The organism is Paraburkholderia sp. RL18-101-BIB-B (assembly GCF_046026985.1).
Lineage (GTDB): Bacteria > Pseudomonadota > Gammaproteobacteria > Burkholderiales > Burkholderiaceae > Paraburkholderia.
The window spans coordinates 23,345-42,930 of sequence record NZ_JARESV010000015.1 but is presented as its reverse complement, the minus strand read 5'-3'; the positions used below and the strand labels follow the sequence as shown (position 1 = coordinate 42,930).

Genomic DNA, 19,586 nt, shown 5'->3' with positions numbered 1-19,586 from the left:
CGGCGCCGCAGCGCGCTGCCACGCTCGGTTCGATAGCGCGACGGCGCTGTTGCTAGCGTCAGCGCGCGGGCAACGTCGCCGCGAAAAAGCGGATCGCACGATCAGCAGCCAGCGCATGCACCGCATCACGATCGACGCCCGGCCCGTGCTCGCAGATGCCCGCGAGATGCGCGACCACATCGGCGAGACACGTATCCAGGAATGTGTAGTGCGACGCGCCCGGCACCATCTCGACATGCGCATTGGGCATCAAGCCCGCGATGCGGTGAATGTTGGTGGCCACGGGCGCGGTGACGTCGGCCTCGCCCGCGAGCAGCGAGACTGGAATCGTCACGTCGGCGAACGAGGCGCTGTCGAAGGCTTCACCGAGCGCGGGCGCAATGGTGAACACGGCTTTAACGCGTGGATCGCGATACGATGCGCCGGACCGAGCGCGCGACGCCTTGGTTTCCGGCGAAAGATCGTCGAGCGTCAAGGGCGCCGCGCCCGATGCGTCGCTGATCCGCACCGCTTCTGGTGGATGGCAGATGGCGTCGGCCTGGGGTGACGTGCAGAAGCGCTCGAACGCCTGCAGATTGGTCCGCGCGCCCGCCAGTTCGAGCACCGTGTAACCGCCCAGCGAGAACCCCACCGCGCCGATCCGCTCGCGGTCCACATGCGGGCCGAGCATCGGATCGGCGAGCACGCCGTCGAGCACTTCGCTCGCGTCGGTGGCGCGCTCCCACCAGAGCATGAAGCCGTCGCGGGTCAGCGGCGCCGCCGCGGTGTTACCCGGGTGATTGGCGCCGGCCACGATATAGCCTTGCGCGGCGAGCGCCGCGGCCAGCCAGTCGAGACTGTCCGCGGTGCCGCCCGTGCCGTGCGAGAGCACCAGCAGCGAGTAGCTTGTGCGCGCGGTGGACAGCGGTGCATCGTCGGCGGCGGCGTAGCCGCGAAAGATCGGATGACCGGGCGCGCCGATCTCGCGCGGCGTCTGCGGCACCGACGTATCGACCGGATACCAGATGCGCGTCACCAGCGCCTCGGTCTTCGCCCCGCGCCAATTGCGGGCTACGGCGGGATGAAACACCCGCGTCGTCTCGCCCACATGCAAGTCGGCCTGATCCGCCGACGCGGCACCCGCCCAGCACAACGCCGCCGCACACGCCAGCCTGGCGATGACGGCACAACTCACACGAAACATGGTCAGTCCTTGCGGATTGGAATCATCAGGTCGGTCACGCACGTCTGCTGCAAACCGGCGACCAGTGGACTGCGATACAACTCGAGCGCGGGACGCCGGTCGCGCAGAAAGCCGCTTTGCGGCAGCCAGCCGCCGTAAAGTGCGCGAAAGGTCGGTGAGATCAGCGCATACGGGCCGATCAGCCGATGCACCGCATACAGTCCGCCTTCGAGCCGCAAGGGTTCGACGGCGTCGTCCATCTCGACGGCCACGGCATGCGGCCCCGTGACAATCGCCGCGCGATAGCTGAAGCTGTCCTTTACCGCGGGATCGCGCACGCAGATGCCCACGCGCTGATCCATCGCCGCGTTTTCGTCGCAATGCAGCATCGTCATGAGCGAGCGAAAGGTCTGGCCGATGGTCGCGACCGGCCCGTCATGCCGAAGACTGAGCACGTCGAACGGCGCGATCTCCGTGAGTTCGACGGCAGGCAACGCCGGAACCGGGACGTTGCTCCGTGACGCGGCGAGCGGTGCGTCCGCCGACCTGCCCGTGCATGGCGCCGCCAGACGTTTCTGGCGCGCCTTGAACTCGCTCGGCGAAACACCGGTGAAGCCGCGAAACGCCCGCGCGAAAGCCTGCGGGCTGTTGTAGCCGGCATCGTGCGCGACCGTGGTGACCGACGCGGCGGCATCGGTCAACCGTTGCGCCGCTTGCGCAAGCCGCAGGCGTTGCACGGTCTCCACGACGCTTTCGCCCGTCAGCGCGCGGTAGACGCGATGAAAATGAAACGGCGACAGATGCGCCACCGCGGCGAGGCTCTCCAGCGTGTGGTGCGCGCCGGGTTCGAGCAGAATCGCCTCGACCACGCGGGCGATCCGTCGGCGGTAGTCACGTTCGGTGCTGGGCTTCATCATGGCGCTAGGATAGCGGCGTCGCTGCCGCAAGACGGTGCAGAGCTTGCGAAATTTTAGGCGGCGCGTGCCATGTGATGTTTCACACTCATTCCCGTTCGGGTCGGCAGCCCGTTCGGTCAAGCTCCGGCGCGGCATTGCGCCATCATCCACGCATGAACCGCATCCACCGCGGCCGAGCGCGCCGGCTGCGCGGAGCGCATCAAAAAGAGCGGCGCGAGCGCGAAGCCCGGCACTTGCGGCAGGACTTCGACGCGGCCGCTTGTCAGCGCGTCGCCCGCGTCGAGTCGCGACACCATCGCGATGCCCGCTTCCTGTTCCGCAGCGGCTACGAGAAAACGTGGATCGCTGACCGTCATCGCCCGGCGTGTGCGCAAGCCGCCGCGCTTCAGTTCGGGCAGCCACGGCGCCCATTCGGGATGCGCCTCGTGAACCAGCAACGGCGCCTGCGTCAGCACCCCGGGAAACGGCGCGTCGCGCAGACGGCGCGCCGTCATCGGTCCGCAGATCGCCACGGCCGCTTCTTCGAGCAACGGCTCGCACACGACTTCGGGCGTACGGATCGCCTTCGCCGACACCACCAGGTCGACATCCACACGATCGATCTCGTTGACTTCCTCGCCGGTCACGAGCCAGAGCTCCAGATTGGGCAAGGCCTCGGCGAACGCGCCCATGCGCGGCATCAGCCAGCCTGAAGCGAATTGTGGCGCGCACACCAGAATCACCGAATCCGGATTGCCGTACGGCTCGATGCGATCGCGCCCGTCGGCAAGCGTGGCGAGCGCCGTCGCCACGGTTTGCGCGTACAGCGTGCCGGCGGCCGTCAGCGCCACGCCGCGGCCGATCCGGCGAAACAGCGGCTGCCCGGTCCACTCCTCGAGTTGCTGGATCTGATGGCTGATCGCCGATTGCGTCAGCGCCAGTTCCTGCGCGGCGCGCGTGAAGCTGCCGAGCCGCGCGGCGGCGTCGAAGGCGAGCAAGGCTTGCAAGGGCGGAAGTCTGCGCATCGTTCGGTCAGGGTCAGATATTAGATATTTCGATACTTCCAGCAAGATTCTTCGCTTTTCGGCGGAATTTTTCCCCGCAATCATAGACCCAGTTGCCCATCCCTCGTAATTGCGGTTCTGCAGATATGAGAAATATTGGTGTGATGGGCACCCCATAAAACCGATTGGATTACTCCGCATGACCCTGAATCTGAACGCGCCGCACCCGTATCTGAAAAGCCCCGGCCAGGACGGCGGCCAGCCTGCCGCTCCAACCTACGCGGGCGTGCTGTCCTTCATGCGCCGCCCCTACTCGCGCGACCTCAGCGGCGTGGATGTGGCCGTGTCGGGCATTCCGCTCGATCTCGCCACGACCTTCCGCCCCGGCACGCGCTTCGGTCCGGCGGGCGTGCGCGCCGCCTCGGTACAACTGGCGGAACTCGGCGCGTTTCCGTGGGGCGTCGATCCTTTCGACCATCTAAACGTGGTCGACTACGGCGACTGCTGGTTCGACGCGCACAACCCGCTGGGCATTCGCGACGCGATCATCGCACACGCCCGCGGCATTCTCGCCACCGGCACGCGCATGCTGACGTTCGGCGGCGACCACTACATCACGTATCCGCTGCTGGTCGCGCACGCCGAGAAATACGGCAAGCCGCTGAGCCTGATCCATTTCGATGCGCATTGCGACACCTGGCCGGACGACAACCCCGATTCGCTGAACCACGGCACGATGTTCTACAAGGCGATCCGCGAAGGGCTGATCGATCCCGCGCGTTCGGTGCAGATCGGCATTCGCACCCGGAACGACGACTTCATGGGCGTGCGCATTCTCGACGCGCCGTGGGTCCATCGCAACGGCACGCAAGCGACGATCGACGAAGTGCTGTCCGTCGTCGGCAGTGCGCCCACTTACCTCACCTTCGACATCGACTGTCTCGATCCCGCCTTCGCGCCCGGCACGGGTACACCGGTGGCAGGTGGCCTGAGTTCGGCGCAGGCGCTGGAGATCGTGCGCGCCCTGGGCGCCGTGAATCTGATCGGCGCGGACGTGGTGGAAGTGTCGCCGCCGTACGACCACAGCGACGTGACCGCGCTCGCCGCGGCGCATCTCGCCGCGGACATGCTGTGCCTGATGCGCAATCAGAAGCTGCAACGCCTCGCGCGTCAATAGGCGCGCCCTCGCCCCGTTGAACCCTTTCCGGATGAGATGACCCACCATGCCCCGCACCACGATGAAACCGCTTCTGGCCGCCTTGCTGCTCGGTGCATTCAGCGCCGCCTCGCACGCCGACGAAAAACAGCTCAACCTGTACAACTGGGCGGACTACATCGCGAAAGACACCGTGCCGAACTTCGAGAAAGAGTCGGGCATTCATGTGCGTTACGACGTGTACGACGGCGACGAAACCCTGCAGGCCAAACTGCTGACCGGATCCACCGGCTATGACGTCGTGGTGCCGACCTCGAACTTTCTCGCGAAGCAGATCGAAGCCGGCATCTATCAGAAGCTCGACAAATCGAAGCTGCCGAATCTGACGAACCTCGACCGCAACCTGCTGAAGCTCGTCGCCGACGCGGACCCCGGCAATCAGTACGCGGTGCCGTGGGCGTGGGGCACAACGGGGCTCGGCTACAACGTCACCCGCGTGAAAAAGATTCTCGGCAGCGAGCTGCCGCTCGATAACTGGGACATCCTGTTCAAGCCCGAGTACCTGAGCAAGCTGAAGAGTTGCGGCGTCTCTGTGCTCGATGCGCCGTCCGATGTGTTCGCGGTCACGCTGCACTATCTCGGCCGCGACCCGAACAGCGAGAATCCCGCCGACTATCAGGCCGCGTACGACGCGCTGAAAAGGATTCGCCCGTATATCACGCAGTTCAACGCGACGAGCTACATCAACGACCTGGCCGGCGACGACGTCTGCTTCGCACTGAGCTGGTCGGGCGATGTTTCGATGGCGAGCCATCGCGCGCGCGAAGCCGGCAAGAGTTACGAGGTCAAGTACTTCATTCCGCAAGGCGGCGCGCCGGTCTGGTTCGACATGATGGCGATCCCGAAAGATGCGCCGCACCCCGAAGCGGCGCTCGACTGGATCAACTATATCGAGCGCCCCGAAGTGCACGCCGACATTACCAACACCGTGTTCTATCCGAACGCGGATGCCGCCGCGCGCAAATTCGTGCGGCCGGAAATTCTCAACGACCCGACCGTGTATCCGCCTGAGCCCGTGCTGAAAACGTTGTTTCTGCTCAAGCCCTTGCCCGCGCAGATCAAGCGTCTGGAAGGCCGCTTGTGGGCGCAGCTGAAATCGGGTTCGTGATGTACCGCTGAAGTAACCGGGCGGCCGTCAGGCCGGCTGGCCTTCCGCCGTTAGCAACTCGATGCCGTCGAGTTGCGCCGCGCAGGTATCGCGCACGATCGTGACGAAATCATCGAAATAAGGCCGGCTCGCGAAGCCTTTCGCGGCCACCGCGTACAGCTCGCTCCACAGTCCCTGTGTGCCCACGCGTTTGGCCAGCACGTAATCGTGGTCGACGTAATTTTTCACGCCCCAGTTCGGCAGCGCCGCGATCCCGCGGCGGCTCGCTACCAGTTGCATGATGGCGATGGTCAGCTCCGCCGTGCGTCGTTCGAGTTTGATACCGGCCGGCTCCAGCACCTGGCGAATCAGATCGATGCGCGCCTCGGGCACCGGATAGGTAATCAACGTCTCGTCGCGCAGATCGTCCGACACCACGCGACGCTTGTTGCGCAGCCGATGCTCGTTGGCCATCACCACCAGGATCTCGAAGCGGAATAGCGGCGCGATATGCAGGCTGCGCCGCGTGGCCGGTTTCGAGCCGATCACCACATCGGCCTTGCCGTCGCTCAGCAAGCGCAACGGGTCAGCGTGGAAGCCGGCGACCAGATCCACTTCGACTTCCGGCCAGCGCCGGCGGAACTCGTCCATCACCGGCATCAGCCAGTCGAAGCAGGTGTGGCATTCCAGCACGATGCGCAACTCGCCGCGCGTGTCGCCCTTCAGACGCACGAGATCGCGCTCCGCCGCACTCACCGCCGCGATCGTCTCGCGGCCGAGCGCCAGCAGCCGCTCGCCGGCGGCGGTAAAGCGCAAGCCCTGTTTGGTGCGCTCGAACAGCGACACCTCGTAGTGCGCCTCGATATCGCGAATCTGATGTGACAGCGCCGACTGGCTCAGATGCACGCGCTCGGCGGCCGCCACCAGCTTGCCCGAATCGGCAATGGCAATCAGCGAACGCAAGTGGCGAAGCTCAAGCATGGGATGGCTCCGCGTTAAACGAATCAGGTTGGATATGAATCTGGCTCATACATTGGTGAAAACATGTCGCTTGATGAATCATAGCGTGACTTTCACACTGGGCGCCAATTCACACAACGTACAACAGGACTTCACATGGCCCGCACGCATATTCCCGGCTTTCCCCGCATCGGCGCGCAGCGCGAACTGAAATTCGCGCAGGAATCGTTCTGGCGCGGCGAATCCGACGAACAGTATCTGCGTGGCGTCGCGCGCGAACTGCGCGCCCGTCATTGGCAATTGCAGCAGGATGCCAGGCTGGATTTCGTCACCGTCGGCGACTTCGCCTACTACGACCAGATGCTCAATCTGAGCGCGCTGCTCGGCGCATTGCCGCAGCGGTTCGGCTTCGATCCGAAGGCGCTGTCGCTCGCGCAGTACTACGAGCTCGCGCGCGGCAACGCCGCGCAACCGGCGATGGAAATGACCAAATGGTTCGACACGAACTACCACTACCTCGTCCCCGAACTGGGCCCGCAGACGAGTTTCGACGGCGGCGTCGAGTGGCTGTTCGAGGAGATCGATGAAGCGCTCGCGCTGAATCTGCCGGTCAAGCCGGTGCTGATCGGGCCGATCACTTACCTGTGGCTGTCGAAGAGCCATGTCGCCGGTTTCGACCGTTTGTCGTTGCTGCCGAAGCTCGTGATCCGCTACAGCCGTCTGCTGGACAAGCTCAAGCAGCGCGGCATCGAATGGGTGCAGTTGGACGAGCCGGCCTTGTGCGTCGATCTGCCCGCTGAATGGCTCGACGCGTTTTCCGCCGCCTATGACGTGCTCGGCACGTCGGGTGTGAAAGTGCTGCTGGCCACGTACTTCGAAAGCGCCGCGGAGCACGCGCCGCGTGTGGCCGCGCTGCCGGTCGCCGGCGTGCATCTCGACCTGGTGCGCGCCCCGCAGCAACTCGACGCGTGGCGCGCGGCCTTGCCCGCGCACGCGGTGTTGTCGGCCGGTGTGATCGATGGCCGCAATATCTGGCGCGCGGATCTCGGCGAGATCGTCGAATCGTTGCAGGCATTGCATGCGGAATTTGGCGAACGGCTGTGGGTTTCGTCGTCGTGCTCGTTGCTGCATGTGCCGGTCTCGCTCGACGCGGAAAAGAAACTCGACGCCGATCTGAAATCCTGGCTCGCCTTCGCCACCGAGAAACTCGACGAAGTCGCCACGCTCGCCCTCGCCTTGCGCGATCCCGCGGCAGCCGAAGCGACGCTCGCCGCCACTGACCGCGCGCTCGAAGCGCGCCGCCACTCCAGCGCGGTGGTCAACGCGTTCGTGCAAAAACGCGTGGCCGCGGTGAGCAGTGCGATGGCCGACCGGCAAAGCCCGTTTGCCGAACGCATTCGTCTGCAGCGCGAAGCGCTCGGTCTGCCGCTCCTGCCGACCACCACGATCGGCTCGTTCCCGCAAACGCCGGCGATCCGCCAGGCGCGTGCCGCTTACAAACGCGGCGAACTGCGCGCGCTCGACTATCTGCAGCGCATGCGCGCCGAGATCGAGATCGCCGTTCGCAAACAGGAAGAGTTAGGTCTCGACGTGCTGGTGCATGGCGAAGCCGAACGCAACGACATGGTCGAATATTTCGGCGAACAGTTGTGGGGCTATGCGTTCACGGAAAACGGCTGGGTGCAGAGCTACGGCTCGCGCTGCGTGAAACCGCCGATCATCTACGGCGATGTCTACCGTCCCGAACCGATGACGGTCGAGACCACGCGTTACGCGCAATCGCTCACGCAGCGTCTGATGAAAGGCATGCTGACCGGCCCGGTGACGATGCTGCAATGGTCGTTCGTGCGTGACGACCAGCCGCGCTCGAGCACCGCACTGCAACTCGCGCTCGCGATCCGCGACGAGGTCGTGGATCTGGAAAAGGCCGGCATTCGCATCATCCAGATCGACGAACCGGCTTTCCGCGAAGGCTTGCCGTTGCGTCGAGCCGATTGGGCCGCCTATCTGGAATGGGCCACGCGTGTGTTCCGCATTTCCGCAGCGGGCGTCGCCGATCAAACGCAGATTCATACGCATATGTGCTATTCGGAGTTCAACGACATACTGCCGTCGATAGCCGCGATGGATGCCGACGTGATCACCATCGAAACCTCGCGCTCGGCGATGGAACTGCTCGACGGCTTCGGCGCCTTCGCTTATCCGAACGAAATCGGCCCGGGTGTCTACGATATCCACTCGCCGCGCGTGCCGGACGCGCAAGCCATGCAACGTCTGCTGGAACGCGCGTGCGAAGTGATTCCGGCCGAACGCCTGTGGGTCAATCCGGATTGCGGGCTGAAGACGCGCGGCTGGCCGGAAACGGAAGCGGCGCTGACGAATATGGTTCGGGCCGCCAAGGCATTGCGTGCGAAGCTGGCGGCGAGGCAGCCGGATGCATTGACGGCTTAAGAGGATCAGCCGTTGATCTGGCGTTGGTCGCCCATCCGTGCGTTGTTTCGTGTCGCGCGGATGGGTTTTTTCACGTAGACAGGTTCAGTCTTTCGCGTACAGCGTCGAGTCCGCGAAGCCTTCCGCGGCGAGCACCTGTCCGACCAGAATCAACGCGGTCCGCTCGATGGATGTCGACTGCACCTTGCTGACGATGTCGTCGAGCGTGCCGGTGATCCTCTCCTCGTCCGGCCAGCTCGCGCGATAGATCACAGCGATCGGACACGCGCCGCCGTAATGCGGCCGCAATTCGTCGACGATGCGCGCAAGGTGCCGCACGCCGAGGTGAATCGCCATCGTCGCGCGATGACGGGCGAGGTCGGCCAGCTGTTCGCCTTCGGGCATGCTGGTTTTGCTCGCGAAGCGCGTGAGGATCAGCGTCTGCGAAACGTCGGGCAGCGTGAGTTCGCAACCCAGCGCCGCCGCGCTTGCCGCCGTAGCGGTGACACCCGGCACGATCTCGTAGGGAATCTTCAGTTCGCGCAGTCTGCGGATCTGTTCGCCGATCGCGCCGTACAAGGACGGATCGCCGGAATGCACGCGCGCCACATCCTGGCCTTTGGCATGCGCGGCCGCGAGCAACGCGATGATCTGATCGAGGTCGAGCTCGGCGGTGTTGACGACCTGCTGCGCCGCGTGACCTTCAAGCACCGCGGCCGGCACGAGCGAACCCGCGTACAGGATCACCGGACAGCTGCGCACGAGGCGCTGCCCTTTTACCGTGATCAGTTCCGGGTCGCCTGGACCCGCACCGATAAAAAACACCGTCATTCACTACTCCATGATTCGTTGAGGCCGCATGGCATGCATGCACGATTCAGGCTGCGGCTTGCAGCGCGTCGAGCAGATCTGAAACGCTTTCGAATTCCCGCTCCGCCGCCGGCAACTCAGGTCGGCGCAGCATCACAACTGGCAAACCGCGTTCACGCGCGACTTCGAGTTTCGCCTCGGTTGCGTTGCCGCCACTGTTTTTACTGACGACCACGTCGAATGCTTGCAGCGCGAACAACGCGCGCTCGCCTTCGAGCGTGAACGGACCACGCGCCGCGAGTATCCGCGCACGCGGTGTGTCTGCGTGTGCTTCGAGACAACGCACGATCCAGAACTGATGCGGGGGAATCTCGTCGAGATGCGCGAGCGGCTCGCGGCCGAGCGTGAAGAGCGGCTTTCTGAACGGCGCGAGCGCATCCGTGAGCTCGTTCCAGTTGCCGACCATGCGCCAGTCGTCGCCGGCTTGCGGCTGCCAGGCCGGGCGGCGGAGCGCCCAATACGGCACGCGCATGGCGCGGCTCGCCTGCGCCGCATTCGCGCTGATCTGCGCGGCATAGGGATGTGTCGCGTCGATCACGAGACCAATGCCTTCGCTTTCGATGTAGCGTGCCATGCCTTCGCTGCCGCCGAAGCCGCCCACGCGCACCGTGCACGCCAGATCGTCCGGCACCTTGCCGAGGCCGGCGAGACTATACACGTGATCAGCGCCGAGTTGCCGCGCGATCCGCAGCGCGTCGCCGGTGCCGCCGAGCAGCAGAATCCGCTTCATTGCGCGGCTCCGATCAGCAAGCCCTGGCGGTCGATCGCGAACATTTCGACGTTGACCTGCGGCGGCACGATCTCGCGCGCCACCGCCAGCGCATGCCGGCAGACGATATCGCCGAGCGGCACCTGCTGCGCGCGCGCCAGCGCAACCGCCTGCTGACTTGTGTTGGCCGCGCGGATCGCAGCCTGAAGCGCGTCGTCGGCACCCTGTTCGGCGGCCCATTGCGCGAGCCGTTCGAGGTCGATGCTCGAATTGCGGCTATGCAGGTCGAGATGCCCCGCCGCCAGCTTGCTGAGCTTGCCGAAGCCGCCGCACACGCTCAGGCGCTCGACGGGCGCACGCTTCATATGCTTGAGCACCGCGCCGACGAAGTCGCCCATTTCGATCAATGCGATATCCGGCAGGCCGTAATGCGCGCGCATTGCGTCCTCGCTCGCGTTGCCGGTGCAGGCGGCGAGATGCGTGTAGCCGTTCGCGCGCGCGACGTCGATACCCTGATGGATCGACGCGATATACGCCGAGCAGGAGAAAGGCCGCACGATGCCGGTGGTGCCGAGAATCGACAACCCGCCGAGAATGCCGAGGCGCGGGTTCATCGTTTTCAGCGCGAGCGCTTCGCCGCCTTCCACGCCGATCGTCACTTCGAAGCCGCCGCCATACGCATGCTCCGCCGCGAGTTCGGCGAGATGCTCGGTCATCATTCTGCGCGGCACCGGGTTGATGGCGGGTTCGCCGACCGGCAGCGTCAATCCCGCGCGCGTCACCGTGCCGACGCCCGGCCCCGCGCGAAATATCACGCCCGGTTCGGCGACGAGGCGCACGCGAGCGAAGACGACCGCGCCGTGCGTGACGTCGGGATCGTCGCCGGCGTCCTTGACGGTGCCGGCTTCGGCACCGCCGCTGCCGTTGTCGATCAGGCGGCAGAACACCAGCGGCATCGGCACATGCTGGCCCTTCGGCAACACGATCTCCGCGACCTCGCTGACGACACCCGCGAGCAACAGGCGCGCCGCCGCCAGCGACGTCGCGGTGGCGCAACTGCCGGTCGTGTAGCCGCTACGCAGCGGCGCGGGGTGTTCGGGCGTTTCTTCGCGCATCAGGGTTTTTGCGGTAAGTCGGTGTTGGTGGTGATTGTGCCTTTCGTAGCTTTCGCTTCGTTCGTGACACTCGTGGAGCTCACGGCGTTCGTGGCACTCTTGGCGTTCGCGTCGTTCTTGGCGTTCGTGCCGGTCTTAACGTTGGTAGCGTTCGTGAAACTCTCGGCAGTCGCGGCGTCAATCGCGTTAGCGGTTCCAGCGGCGTTCACGTCCCCGCCCCCGACCGGCTTCGTCACCTCCAACAGCGTAATCGGCAACGCCTGCCGCCACGTGTCGAAACCGCCGAGCGGTTGCGCATCCGCCAACGCGATCCGCGTCAACGTCCCGCCATGCCGCTCGCGCCATGCCGCCAACGCCGCCTCGCCTTGCAACGTGACCGCATTGGCGACCAGCCGGCCGCCTTCGCGCAGACTGGCCCAGCAAGCCTCCAGCACGCCCGGCGCCGTCGCGCCGCCGCCGATGAACACGGCGTCCGGCACCGGCAACCCCTGCAGCGCTTCAGGTGCGCGGCCCGCCACGAGTTGCAGTCCCGGCACGCCCAACGCGTCGCGATTGTGTTCGATAAAGCGTTGCCGCTCCGCGTGTCCTTCAATAGCGATCGCGCGGCAGGTGGCATGCGCGCGCATCCATTCGATGCCGATCGAGCCGCTGCCCGCGCCCACGTCCCACAGCAATTCGCCCGGCGTCGGCGCGAGGCGCGCGAGCGTGATCGCGCGCACGTCCCGCTTGGTCAACTGGCCGTCGTGGCGAAAGGCGTCGTCGGGCAAACCGCAGGTCAGCGGCAGACGCGGCGCGCCTTCGGTGGCACGGCAGTCGAGCGCGATCAGGTTCAGCGCGGCCACCTCGCCCGCGGACCACTGATCCGCGCGGCCGTCGATGCGCCGTTCCAACTCGCCGCCCAGGTGTTCCAGCACGCTCATGCGGGTCGCCCCGAAACCGCGTGCATTCAGTAGTTCCGCGAGCGCTGCGGGCGTGCGGCCGTCCGCGCTCAGCACGAACAGGCGCGCGCCGTCGTGCAGATGCGCGTTCAGCGTGGGCAACGGCCGGCCCACCAGCGACACCGTCGCGACGTCCTGCAACGGCCAGCCGAGGCGAGCGGCCGCGAGCGACAGCGACGACGGCGCGGGCAGCACCCGCAACTCCCCCGCCGGCAATTGCCGCGCGAGCGTCGCGCCGACGCCGAACAGCATCGGGTCGCCGCTCGCCAGCACGCACACGGCGCCACCGCGCTCGGCGAGCAGCGGCGCGAGATCGAACGGACGCGGCCACGCGGCACGGCGCGCGGCGAAGCGCGCGGGCAGCATCGCCAGATGGCGTTCGCCGCCGTACACCACTGATGCCTCCAGCAAAGCACGCCGCGCGGGCCTTCCCAAACCGGCGAAGCCGTCGTCGCCTATGCCCACCACCGTCAGCCACGCCGGCATGCATCCATCCTCATTCTGTGTCTTCAAATAATGCGCTGTGCCACGCCGATCAAAGCGTCCAGCCTCGTTGTGCTGTTCGAAAAAAGGCATAATACAGCCGCCGGTGCCCTTCGGGGCCGAAGAGGGAACACAGTGCCGCTGTGGCTGCCCCCGCAACTGTATGCAGCGAGTCCGCCTGCGCTCCACGCCACTGGTTCGACCGGGAAGGCCGCGGTGGACCACGACCTGCCAGCCAGGAGACCTGCCGGCGAGACTGTTCGTGCCAGCCAACATCGGGCGGGGTGTACCGATGCCGCAGCAATGCCCGCCTCACGGCATGCTCGGGCCGTCGCGCGACGCTAAACCCGGTGTCCGTCTTGAATCAAGCTTCGCCTTCCACCGTTTTGTCCGACGCGGCTCTCACGCTGCGGCCCTCGGCGTGTCCGGGGCTGCTGCGCATCGTCGCCGCGCGCGATGGCGGGATTTGCCGGATCAAGTTGCCCGGTGGCGAGTTGAGCGCGGCGCAGGCTCGGGCGATCGCGCAGGCCAGCGTACGGTACGCGGCCGGGGTGATCGAGCTGACCAATCGGGCGAATGTGCAGGTGCGTGGGGTGAAGCGCGGTGACGAGGCGGCGTTGATTGCGGCTTTGGTCGATGCGGGTCTCGGGCCGATGCCGGCGACCGGCGCGGGGAGCGCTGCGGACGTACTCGCCGCAGCCGCAGCCGACGACGTGCGCAACGTAATGATCAGCCCCGCTGCCGGACGCGATCCGTTCGCCCTGTTCGACACGCGCCCGCTATGCGCCGAGTTGCTCACGATGCTGCAAAGCGAAGCGCGTTTCGCGGCGCTATCGCCGAAATTCGCGCTGCTGCTGGACGGCGGCGAGCGGCTCGCGAGAGTGGATCATCCGCACGATGTGTGGCTGGCGGTATCGCAAGAGGCGGATGGCGTGCGGCTCGTGTTCGGGTTGGCGGGTTGTCCGCCTGTTAGCGAGTCTGCTGGCTTTTTAGCACACAACGAGCGCATCACACCGGAAAAGCCCCGCGCAGACGGCACAGGCGCATTAGCCGCGATACTTCCTTCGCAAGTCACCGCACTAGTCCGCGCGCTGCTCCTCACATTCCTCGACCTCGCTTCCGCCGACGCCACGCGCATGCGCCATCTGCTAGCCGCGCATTCCGTCAATGCTGTACTGAGTCACGCTCAGCGATATCTCGACTTCCCACTGACGCAAAACGCGAAGCTGGCCAAGTGGCATCGCGTTGCACCGGCCGACGCCAGCCTCCGCCTCGGCGCCCACGCTCAACGCGTGCCCGAAACCTGGCACGTCGGCGGCCAGCCGTCGCTCGGACGCCTCGACGCCGACACCCTTAACGGCCTCGCGACACTTTCGCAACAGCACGGCAACGGCACGCTTCGCCTAACACCCTGGCAAAGCGTGCTGCTACCCGACATCGCCACGCACGCCGTCCCGACAGTGCTGTCCGGTCTGAACACGCTCGGTCTCGCCTGCGATCCCGCGCAAGCCATCACGCGCCTGATCGCTTGCGCCGGATCGAGCGGCTGCGCGAAGGGCCTCGCCGACACCAAGTCCGACGCGCTGCGCCTCGCGGCCCGCCTGCCTGCGGACGTCGACGTGCATCTGAGCGGCTGCTCGCGCTCGTGCGCCGCCGCGCATTGCGCGCCGTACACGCTGCTCGCCGCGGCGCCCGGCCTCTATGACCTTTATCGACGCGACGGCCAGCCCGGTTTCGGCCAGTGCGTCGCGCGCCAACTGACGATCGGCCAGGCCGCCGACATGCTCGAACGCCTCGCCCGGAGTGACACCGATGCTTGATTACATTCGCGACGGTCAGGAGATCTATCGCCAATCCTTCGCGACGATTCGCGCGGAGGCCGACTTGTCGCGCATTCCCGCCGACCTCGAGAAACTCGCGGTGCGCGTGATCCACGCATGCGGCATGGTCGACGTGATCGACGATCTGCAATCGTCCGCAGGCGCGGGCGCAGCGGGCCGCGCGGCGCTCGCGCAAGGCGCGCCGATCCTGTGCGATGCCGGCATGGTCGCGCAAGGCATCACGCGTGCGCGGCTGCCGGCGCACAACGAAGTCATCTGTACGCTCGCGCATCCGGACGTGCCGTCGCTCGCACGCGAACTCGGCAATACACGCTCGGCGGCGGCGCTCGAATTGTGGCGGCCACATCTGGGGGGCAGCGTCGTGGTGATCGGCAATGCGCCGACCGCCCTCTTTCATCTGCTCGATATGCTCGACGCCGGTGCGCCCAAACCCGCGCTGATTCTCGGCTTTCCAGTGGGTTTTGTCGGCGCGGCCGAATCCAAAGCCATGCTCGCGGACGACAGCCGCGGCGTGCCCTACGTGGTGGTGCATGGCCGGCGCGGCGGCAGCGCGATGGCGGCAGCCGCGGTGAACGCGCTGGCCACGGAGGTCGAATAAATGACGGCGCAAGGACGTTTGTTCGGACTCGGCGTCGGCCCCGGCGACCCGGAACTCATCACACTGAAAGCGCTGCGTTTGCTGAAGGCGTCGCCGGTGGTCGCGTACTTCGTCGCCAAGGGCAAGAGAGGCAACGCGTTCAGCATCATCGAGGCGCATTTGCACGACGCGCAACAGCATCTGCCGCTGGTGTATCCCGTCACGACGGAGGCGCTCGAACCGCCGCTTTCGTATGAAGCGATCATCGCCGACTTCTACGACACCGCCGCGGAAGTCGTCGCCGCTCACCTCGATGCGGGCCGCGACGTCGCGGTGATCTGCGAGGGCGATCCGTTCTTCTACGGCTCGTACATGTATCTGCACGATCGCCTTGCGGCGCGCTACGAAAGTGAAGTGGTGCCCGGCGTCTGCTCGATGCTCGGCGGCGCCGCCGTGCTCGGCGCACCGCTGGTGTATCGCAACCAGAGCCTGTCGGTGCTCTCGGGCGTGTTGCCGGAAGACGAACTGCGCCGGCGTCTCGCCGATGCCGACGCCGCCGTCGTGATGAAACTCGGCCGCAACTTCGACAAGGTGCGGCGCGTGCTCGGCGAACTCGGTCTCGCGGACCGCGCGCTCTACGTCGAACGCGCAACGATGGGCAATCAACGCATCGTGCCGCTCGCCGAAGTGGATCCGATGGCGTCGCCGTATTTCTCGTTGCTCGTGGTGCCGGGGGAAAAATGGCAAGGATAAGCGCGCCCGCGATCGTGATTCTCGGCACGGGCGCGTTGGCGACGGCGCGGCGCATTCAGGCGTTGTATGCCGGCAGCCAGGTGCATGCGTTGCAAGGACGCGTCGAAGCGGACGTGTCGTATAACGAACTCGGCGCGCATCTGCGGGAACTGTATGCGCGCGGCACGCCGATCGTCGCGTTGTGCGCGACAGGGATCGTGATTCGTTGCCTCGCGCCATCGTTGTCGAACAAGGGCGTCGAGCCGCCGGTGCTGGCCGCTGCCGAAGACGGCAGCGCGGTCGTGCCGCTGCTCGGCGGTCTCGCCGGCGTCAACCTGATGGCGCGCGAAATTGCCGCGATGCTGGCCGTGCCGGCCGCCATCACGACGAGCGGCGAATTGCGTTTCGGCACCTGCGTGCTCAATCCGCCCGACGGCTATACGCTCGCCGACATCGGCCAAGGCAAGCGCTTCGTGTCGGACCTTCTGGCCGGCGAAAGCACGCGCATCGAAGGCGAAGCGCCGTGGCTCGACGACACGCAACTACCCCGCTCCGCCTCGGCGCGTCTTGCGATTCGCGTGACGCCGCGAGCATGGGACGGACGCGAGGATGAACTGGTGATTCATCCTCGCAGCGTGGTCGCGGCGGTGACGGGCGTGGATGGCGACATCGTGGCGCGCGTGCGCGAGGCACTGGACTCGCATGGTCTCGCGCCGCTGTCGCTCGCGGCCTTGCTGGCATCCTCTGATCGCATGGCGGACCCGGCACTTGCCGAAGCCGCGGCGAACCTGGACGTGCCGTTGCGTTTCGCGCTGGCACGCCCCGAAGATGGCGAGCCGCCTGCCAACCTGCTGCACGCCGCGCTGCGCATTCCCTACGAGACGTTGCACAACGATGCAGTTGCAGGCGTCGCGCTGGCGTTGGCGCCGCTCGCCATCGATGCGGACACGATCGGCCGCAAGCGTGGCCGCCTGACCGTGATCGGTCTCGGGCCCGGCAGCGCCGATCTGATGGTGCCGGCCGCTCGCACGGCGCTCAACGTTGCCACCGATATTCTCGGCTACGACACCTACGTAAAGATGGCCGGCCCGTTGCGCGCCGACCAGCGCGTTCACGGCACGGACAATCGCGAGGAAATGCAACGCGCGCGGCATGCGTTCGAACTGGCGAGCGAGGGACGCGCGGTAGTCATGGTGTCCTCGGGCGATCCGGGGGTGTTCGCGATGGCGGCGGCGGTACTCGAAGCGCTGGAGTCGTCGGATAACGCGGATTGGGCGGCGGTCGAACTGGTGATCGTGCCAGGTGTATCGGCGGCGATGGCAACGGCGGCGCAAGCAGGTGCGCCGTTGGGTCACGACTTCTGCGTGCTGTCGCTGTCCGATAATCTGAAGCCCTGGACGATCATCGAAAAGCGCCTCAGGCATGCGGCCGAAGCGGACCTGGTGATGGCGTTCTATAACCCGATTTCGCGCTCACGGCCGTGGCAGCTGGATAAAGCGCTGGATATCGTGCGGGAGTATCGTGCGGCGCAGACTCAGGTGGTGCTGGGCCGAGACATCGGTCGACCCGGCAGCACGCTGAGGACGATCACGCTAGGCGAACTGCGCTCGTCCGATGTGGATATGCGCACGATGGTGATCGTGGGGTCGTCGACGACGCGGCGGTTTGGCAACGTGGCCGAAGGTCGTGAATGGGTTTATACGCCTCGGTGGTATGAGTGAGTGGGCAGGCGGTGGTTATGGTGTTTTTCTGTGTATGAACCGGCGCGTAGCGATACAGCACGAAATAAGAAGCACGCCGACGCATAGCGTTGCTATCGCCCAATAAAGGTTGACGGCGAAGTACGTCAAATCGTCGTCGATATCGGAACCATCGCTTTGCCCCTTGAATGATTGATACGATTTTATAAACGCTTTGACAGGAACGGGGATGTCGACAGTGTATTTAGTGAACAGGAGCGAAACGTACCAGCCAAGATCGCAACTGACCACGAATGCGAGTAAAGACATGACAAGCATGACAAAAAAAGGCAGTCTGGGAATTGCTTGACCGTTTTTTCTTGCCATGAAATAGCGAGACAACCACCGTTTGACTCCGGCCAGTCCCAACGCAAACAGCAATGTAGCAATCAGCCAGTAGAGCAGCAACGCGAGCACTTCCATATCGATAGGATTTGCGAGATAGTCGGCGCGAGTGTAGTGCAACCAGAAACTGATAAACGCTTCCACACTGTCCGGCGTCTCGATAAGAACGAAGTCAACAAGATATGTTGACCGCCACCCTTCCACTGCCGATATCAATATCAAAGCGATGTAAGCCGAAAAATCGATTGCGAATCGCTTGTTCATATCACATCAACAGTTCCATAAGCTCGCAAAGCTGTCCCTGGCACAGGCACGGTCTGTCCTCGCAAACGTATGAATGTCTGAAGTCGATCGAATTCGTATTGACGCTCAACCGTGATGCATCCGTGACTCAGCCCGAGCCGCCCGACCGGATGCAACCGGAAGTTGCCGCGCTTGATGCCATTAACGTTGGTCGTGTCCCCAGTCGCTGGATTCCAGAGCATGAACCATTTTTGACGGTCGGTGGAACTGAAGCCGTGCGCATCCCACCAATCGTAAAGAAAACCCATGTACCGGCCTGACTGGCGGTCGACGAGATAATAGGTCCCTTTCGGAATCGGCCCAACGTTTTCCACGGCCGTGTCATCAGGGTTATCTCTGCCATGACCAGTTCCCGAGAAGGCGGCAACAGACGCGGTCCCCTCGCACGAAAAAACAGAGTCTGCTTTCCCATTAAGAACAAAAGTACATTTAACCGGCATCTCCTCTTCCCCCGCCCGGTCAATTCGTAGTGTTGTTCTTGATATACAGCGTCGCGGTCACCGCACCGCCGCTTCCTCCCTGCGCGTTTTGCACGAAGTACTCATGCTTCATTGTAGAAAAAGACAGATGAACATCTTCGTGGCATTCGTCGCCGCCGCCGATCGGCTCAACCTGGGTAATGACCACGTCGTACATCGTGATCATCAGGTATTCGAACGGCACTCCCCCGGCCTTGCGCACGGTCAGTTTCACCTGGTCAATATGCTTGCCGGTGAAGCAATATCTGGCCAGATTCGGACTCGCACGGTCCAGCTTGTGCGTGAACTCCAGATCTGAAACGGTGGCCTTGCCCGCGCCACCGCCGGAGCCCGACATCATGGTTGCATCCTGTGAAACCTTCCAGCGCCAACCGATTACGTCGATTTCGTTCAGATGCGAGGCGTCCTGCGATTCGCCGTCGCAGCCGTTAATCTTGATGAACGTGTCTTGAGCCATTGACCACCCCCGTGACATTTGCGACTGTTCAGACGGTCGTCACGCGGACAGGCATAAGCATTCGACACAAGCAGATTTGACTACTGTTGGCAAAAGGCGCAGACCGCAGCGAAGACTCGAATCAGTAGTGTCGGGGGAAATGACGACTGACGGAGATGCGATCTTTCTGCAAATGTGCGTGGATTTACGCAAATTCATCGGCCGCATGCCACGATTCATGCGGTCTGGCTAGTTCATCCCGAC

General features: G+C 64.8%; 18 protein-coding genes and 1 riboswitch. Of the genes, 7 read left to right on the top strand and 11 right to left on the bottom strand.

The window, feature by feature from the left end; all coding sequences use genetic code 11:
- Nucleotides 1-58 precede the first annotated feature (58 nt).
- The 3 genes from P0D73_RS21715 to P0D73_RS21705 all read right to left on the bottom strand — a co-directional run bounded on the left by P0D73_RS21715 (nt 59) and on the right by P0D73_RS21705 (nt 3,083).
- Complete coding sequence (locus P0D73_RS21715; RefSeq protein WP_408432807.1) at nt 59-1,183, bottom strand: alpha/beta hydrolase family protein; 1,125 nt, start codon at nt 1,181-1,183, stop codon at nt 59-61.
- A 2-nt stretch (nt 1,184-1,185) separates the two neighbouring features.
- Nucleotides 1,186-2,079, bottom strand: a complete 894-nt coding sequence (locus P0D73_RS21710; protein WP_408432805.1) for an AraC family transcriptional regulator — start codon at nt 2,077-2,079, stop codon at nt 1,186-1,188.
- A gap of 116 nt (nt 2,080-2,195) precedes the next feature.
- Nucleotides 2,196-3,083: a LysR substrate-binding domain-containing protein gene (locus P0D73_RS21705; RefSeq protein ID WP_408180960.1), complete on the bottom strand. Its 888-nt coding sequence runs from the start codon at nt 3,081-3,083 to the stop codon at nt 2,196-2,198.
- 178 nt (nt 3,084-3,261) lie between these two features.
- On the opposite strand from P0D73_RS21705, the gene speB reads away from it, so the two are divergent.
- Both speB and P0D73_RS21695 read left to right on the top strand, forming a co-directional pair.
- Nucleotides 3,262-4,239, top strand: coding sequence for an agmatinase (speB, locus tag P0D73_RS21700; protein WP_408432803.1), 978 nt, complete (start codon nt 3,262-3,264; stop codon nt 4,237-4,239).
- Nucleotides 4,240-4,300: 61 nt separating this feature from the next.
- Entirely contained in the window at nt 4,301-5,386 is a 1,086-nt protein-coding gene (locus tag P0D73_RS21695) for a polyamine ABC transporter substrate-binding protein (RefSeq protein WP_408314586.1), read from the top strand.
- Between the two features lie 27 nt (nt 5,387-5,413).
- Here the strand turns inward: P0D73_RS21695 and P0D73_RS21690 are convergent, their stop codons facing one another.
- Nucleotides 5,414-6,346 (bottom strand): LysR family transcriptional regulator, encoded by a 933-nt coding sequence (locus tag P0D73_RS21690; RefSeq protein ID WP_408314470.1) that lies wholly within the window; start codon nt 6,344-6,346, stop codon nt 5,414-5,416.
- A gap of 135 nt (nt 6,347-6,481) precedes the next feature.
- Between P0D73_RS21690 and metE the strand changes: the two genes are divergently transcribed.
- Nucleotides 6,482-8,776 (top strand): 5-methyltetrahydropteroyltriglutamate--homocysteine S-methyltransferase, encoded by a 2,295-nt coding sequence (metE, locus tag P0D73_RS21685; protein ID WP_408314468.1) that lies wholly within the window; start codon nt 6,482-6,484, stop codon nt 8,774-8,776.
- An 84-nt stretch (nt 8,777-8,860) separates the two neighbouring features.
- Here the strand turns inward: metE and cobM are convergent, their stop codons facing one another.
- The 4 genes from cobM to cbiE are packed head-to-tail and all read right to left on the bottom strand — an operon-like array spanning nt 8,861 to nt 12,873.
- Complete coding sequence (gene cobM, locus P0D73_RS21680; RefSeq protein ID WP_408432801.1) at nt 8,861-9,586, bottom strand: precorrin-4 C(11)-methyltransferase; 726 nt, start codon at nt 9,584-9,586, stop codon at nt 8,861-8,863.
- Between the two features lie 46 nt (nt 9,587-9,632).
- Entirely contained in the window at nt 9,633-10,355 is a 723-nt protein-coding gene (locus P0D73_RS21675) for a cobalt-precorrin-6A reductase (protein ID WP_408290696.1), read from the bottom strand.
- Nucleotides 10,352-11,449 (bottom strand): cobalt-precorrin-5B (C(1))-methyltransferase, encoded by a 1,098-nt coding sequence (locus tag P0D73_RS21670; RefSeq protein ID WP_132377329.1) that lies wholly within the window; start codon nt 11,447-11,449, stop codon nt 10,352-10,354. The genes P0D73_RS21675 and P0D73_RS21670 overlap by 4 nt, the downstream gene beginning before the upstream one ends.
- A complete protein-coding gene (gene cbiE / locus P0D73_RS21665; protein WP_408432799.1) occupies nt 11,449-12,873 on the bottom strand; it encodes a precorrin-6y C5,15-methyltransferase (decarboxylating) subunit CbiE in 1,425 nt (474 codons plus the stop codon). The genes P0D73_RS21670 and cbiE overlap by 1 nt, the downstream gene beginning before the upstream one ends.
- Nucleotides 12,874-12,957: 84 nt before the next feature.
- Nucleotides 12,958-13,136, top strand: a riboswitch (cobalamin riboswitch).
- 84 nt (nt 13,137-13,220) lie between these two features.
- On the opposite strand from cbiE, the gene cobG reads away from it, so the two are divergent.
- The 4 genes from cobG to cobJ are packed head-to-tail and all read left to right on the top strand — an operon-like array spanning nt 13,221 to nt 17,741.
- Entirely contained in the window at nt 13,221-14,690 is a 1,470-nt protein-coding gene (gene cobG, locus P0D73_RS21660; RefSeq protein ID WP_408432797.1) for a precorrin-3B synthase, read from the top strand.
- Nucleotides 14,683-15,309, top strand: coding sequence for a precorrin-8X methylmutase (locus P0D73_RS21655; protein WP_408180968.1), 627 nt, complete (start codon nt 14,683-14,685; stop codon nt 15,307-15,309). Before cobG ends, P0D73_RS21655 begins: the two co-directional genes overlap by 8 nt.
- Nucleotides 15,310-16,041 carry a precorrin-2 C(20)-methyltransferase gene (locus tag P0D73_RS21650; RefSeq protein ID WP_408180969.1) on the top strand — a complete coding sequence of 244 codons (732 nt, stop codon included), beginning with the start codon at nt 15,310-15,312 and terminating at the stop codon, nt 16,039-16,041.
- Complete coding sequence (gene cobJ, locus P0D73_RS21645) at nt 16,029-17,741, top strand: precorrin-3B C(17)-methyltransferase (RefSeq protein WP_408432794.1); 1,713 nt, start codon at nt 16,029-16,031, stop codon at nt 17,739-17,741. The genes P0D73_RS21650 and cobJ overlap by 13 nt, the downstream gene beginning before the upstream one ends.
- Nucleotides 17,742-17,756: 15 nt before the next feature.
- Here the strand turns inward: cobJ and P0D73_RS21640 are convergent, their stop codons facing one another.
- Genes P0D73_RS21640 through P0D73_RS21630 form a run of 3 tightly spaced genes read right to left on the bottom strand, consistent with a single transcriptional unit; the run spans nt 17,757 to nt 19,343 of the window.
- Nucleotides 17,757-18,368: a hypothetical protein gene (locus P0D73_RS21640; protein WP_408180971.1), complete on the bottom strand. Its 612-nt coding sequence runs from the start codon at nt 18,366-18,368 to the stop codon at nt 17,757-17,759.
- Nucleotides 18,365-18,847, bottom strand: a complete 483-nt coding sequence (locus P0D73_RS21635; protein ID WP_408432792.1) for a DUF2778 domain-containing protein — start codon at nt 18,845-18,847, stop codon at nt 18,365-18,367. The genes P0D73_RS21640 and P0D73_RS21635 overlap by 4 nt, the downstream gene beginning before the upstream one ends.
- 19 nt (nt 18,848-18,866) lie before the next feature.
- Nucleotides 18,867-19,343, bottom strand: a complete 477-nt coding sequence (locus P0D73_RS21630; protein WP_408180973.1) for an Hcp family type VI secretion system effector — start codon at nt 19,341-19,343, stop codon at nt 18,867-18,869.
- Between the last annotated feature and the right edge of the window lie 243 nt (nt 19,344-19,586).

Bases quoted from the DNA above. Each gene is read 5' to 3' on its own strand.
- P0D73_RS21715 (WP_408432807.1), bottom strand. From the start codon at position 1,183: ATGTTTCGTGTGAGTTGTGCCGTCATCGCCAGGCTGGCGTGTGCGGCG.
- P0D73_RS21710 (WP_408432805.1), bottom strand. From the start codon at position 2,079: ATGATGAAGCCCAGCACCGAACGTGACTACCGCCGACGGATCGCCCGC.
- P0D73_RS21705 (WP_408180960.1), bottom strand. From the start codon at position 3,083: ATGCGCAGACTTCCGCCCTTGCAAGCCTTGCTCGCCTTCGACGCCGCC.
- speB (WP_408432803.1), top strand. From the start codon at position 3,262: ATGACCCTGAATCTGAACGCGCCGCACCCGTATCTGAAAAGCCCCGGC.
- P0D73_RS21695 (WP_408314586.1), top strand. From the start codon at position 4,301: ATGAAACCGCTTCTGGCCGCCTTGCTGCTCGGTGCATTCAGCGCCGCC.
- P0D73_RS21690 (WP_408314470.1), bottom strand. From the start codon at position 6,346: ATGCTTGAGCTTCGCCACTTGCGTTCGCTGATTGCCATTGCCGATTCG.
- metE (WP_408314468.1), top strand. From the start codon at position 6,482: ATGGCCCGCACGCATATTCCCGGCTTTCCCCGCATCGGCGCGCAGCGC.
- cobM (WP_408432801.1), bottom strand. From the start codon at position 9,586: ATGACGGTGTTTTTTATCGGTGCGGGTCCAGGCGACCCGGAACTGATC.
- P0D73_RS21675 (WP_408290696.1), bottom strand. From the start codon at position 10,355: ATGAAGCGGATTCTGCTGCTCGGCGGCACCGGCGACGCGCTGCGGATC.
- P0D73_RS21670 (WP_132377329.1), bottom strand. From the start codon at position 11,449: ATGCGCGAAGAAACGCCCGAACACCCCGCGCCGCTGCGTAGCGGCTAC.
- cbiE (WP_408432799.1), bottom strand. From the start codon at position 12,873: ATGCCGGCGTGGCTGACGGTGGTGGGCATAGGCGACGACGGCTTCGCC.
- P0D73_RS21655 (WP_408180968.1), top strand. From the start codon at position 14,683: ATGCTTGATTACATTCGCGACGGTCAGGAGATCTATCGCCAATCCTTC.
- P0D73_RS21650 (WP_408180969.1), top strand. From the start codon at position 15,310: ATGACGGCGCAAGGACGTTTGTTCGGACTCGGCGTCGGCCCCGGCGAC.
- cobJ (WP_408432794.1), top strand. From the start codon at position 16,029: ATGGCAAGGATAAGCGCGCCCGCGATCGTGATTCTCGGCACGGGCGCG.
- P0D73_RS21640 (WP_408180971.1), bottom strand. From the start codon at position 18,368: ATGAACAAGCGATTCGCAATCGATTTTTCGGCTTACATCGCTTTGATA.
- P0D73_RS21635 (WP_408432792.1), bottom strand. From the start codon at position 18,847: ATGCCGGTTAAATGTACTTTTGTTCTTAATGGGAAAGCAGACTCTGTT.
- P0D73_RS21630 (WP_408180973.1), bottom strand. From the start codon at position 19,343: ATGGCTCAAGACACGTTCATCAAGATTAACGGCTGCGACGGCGAATCG.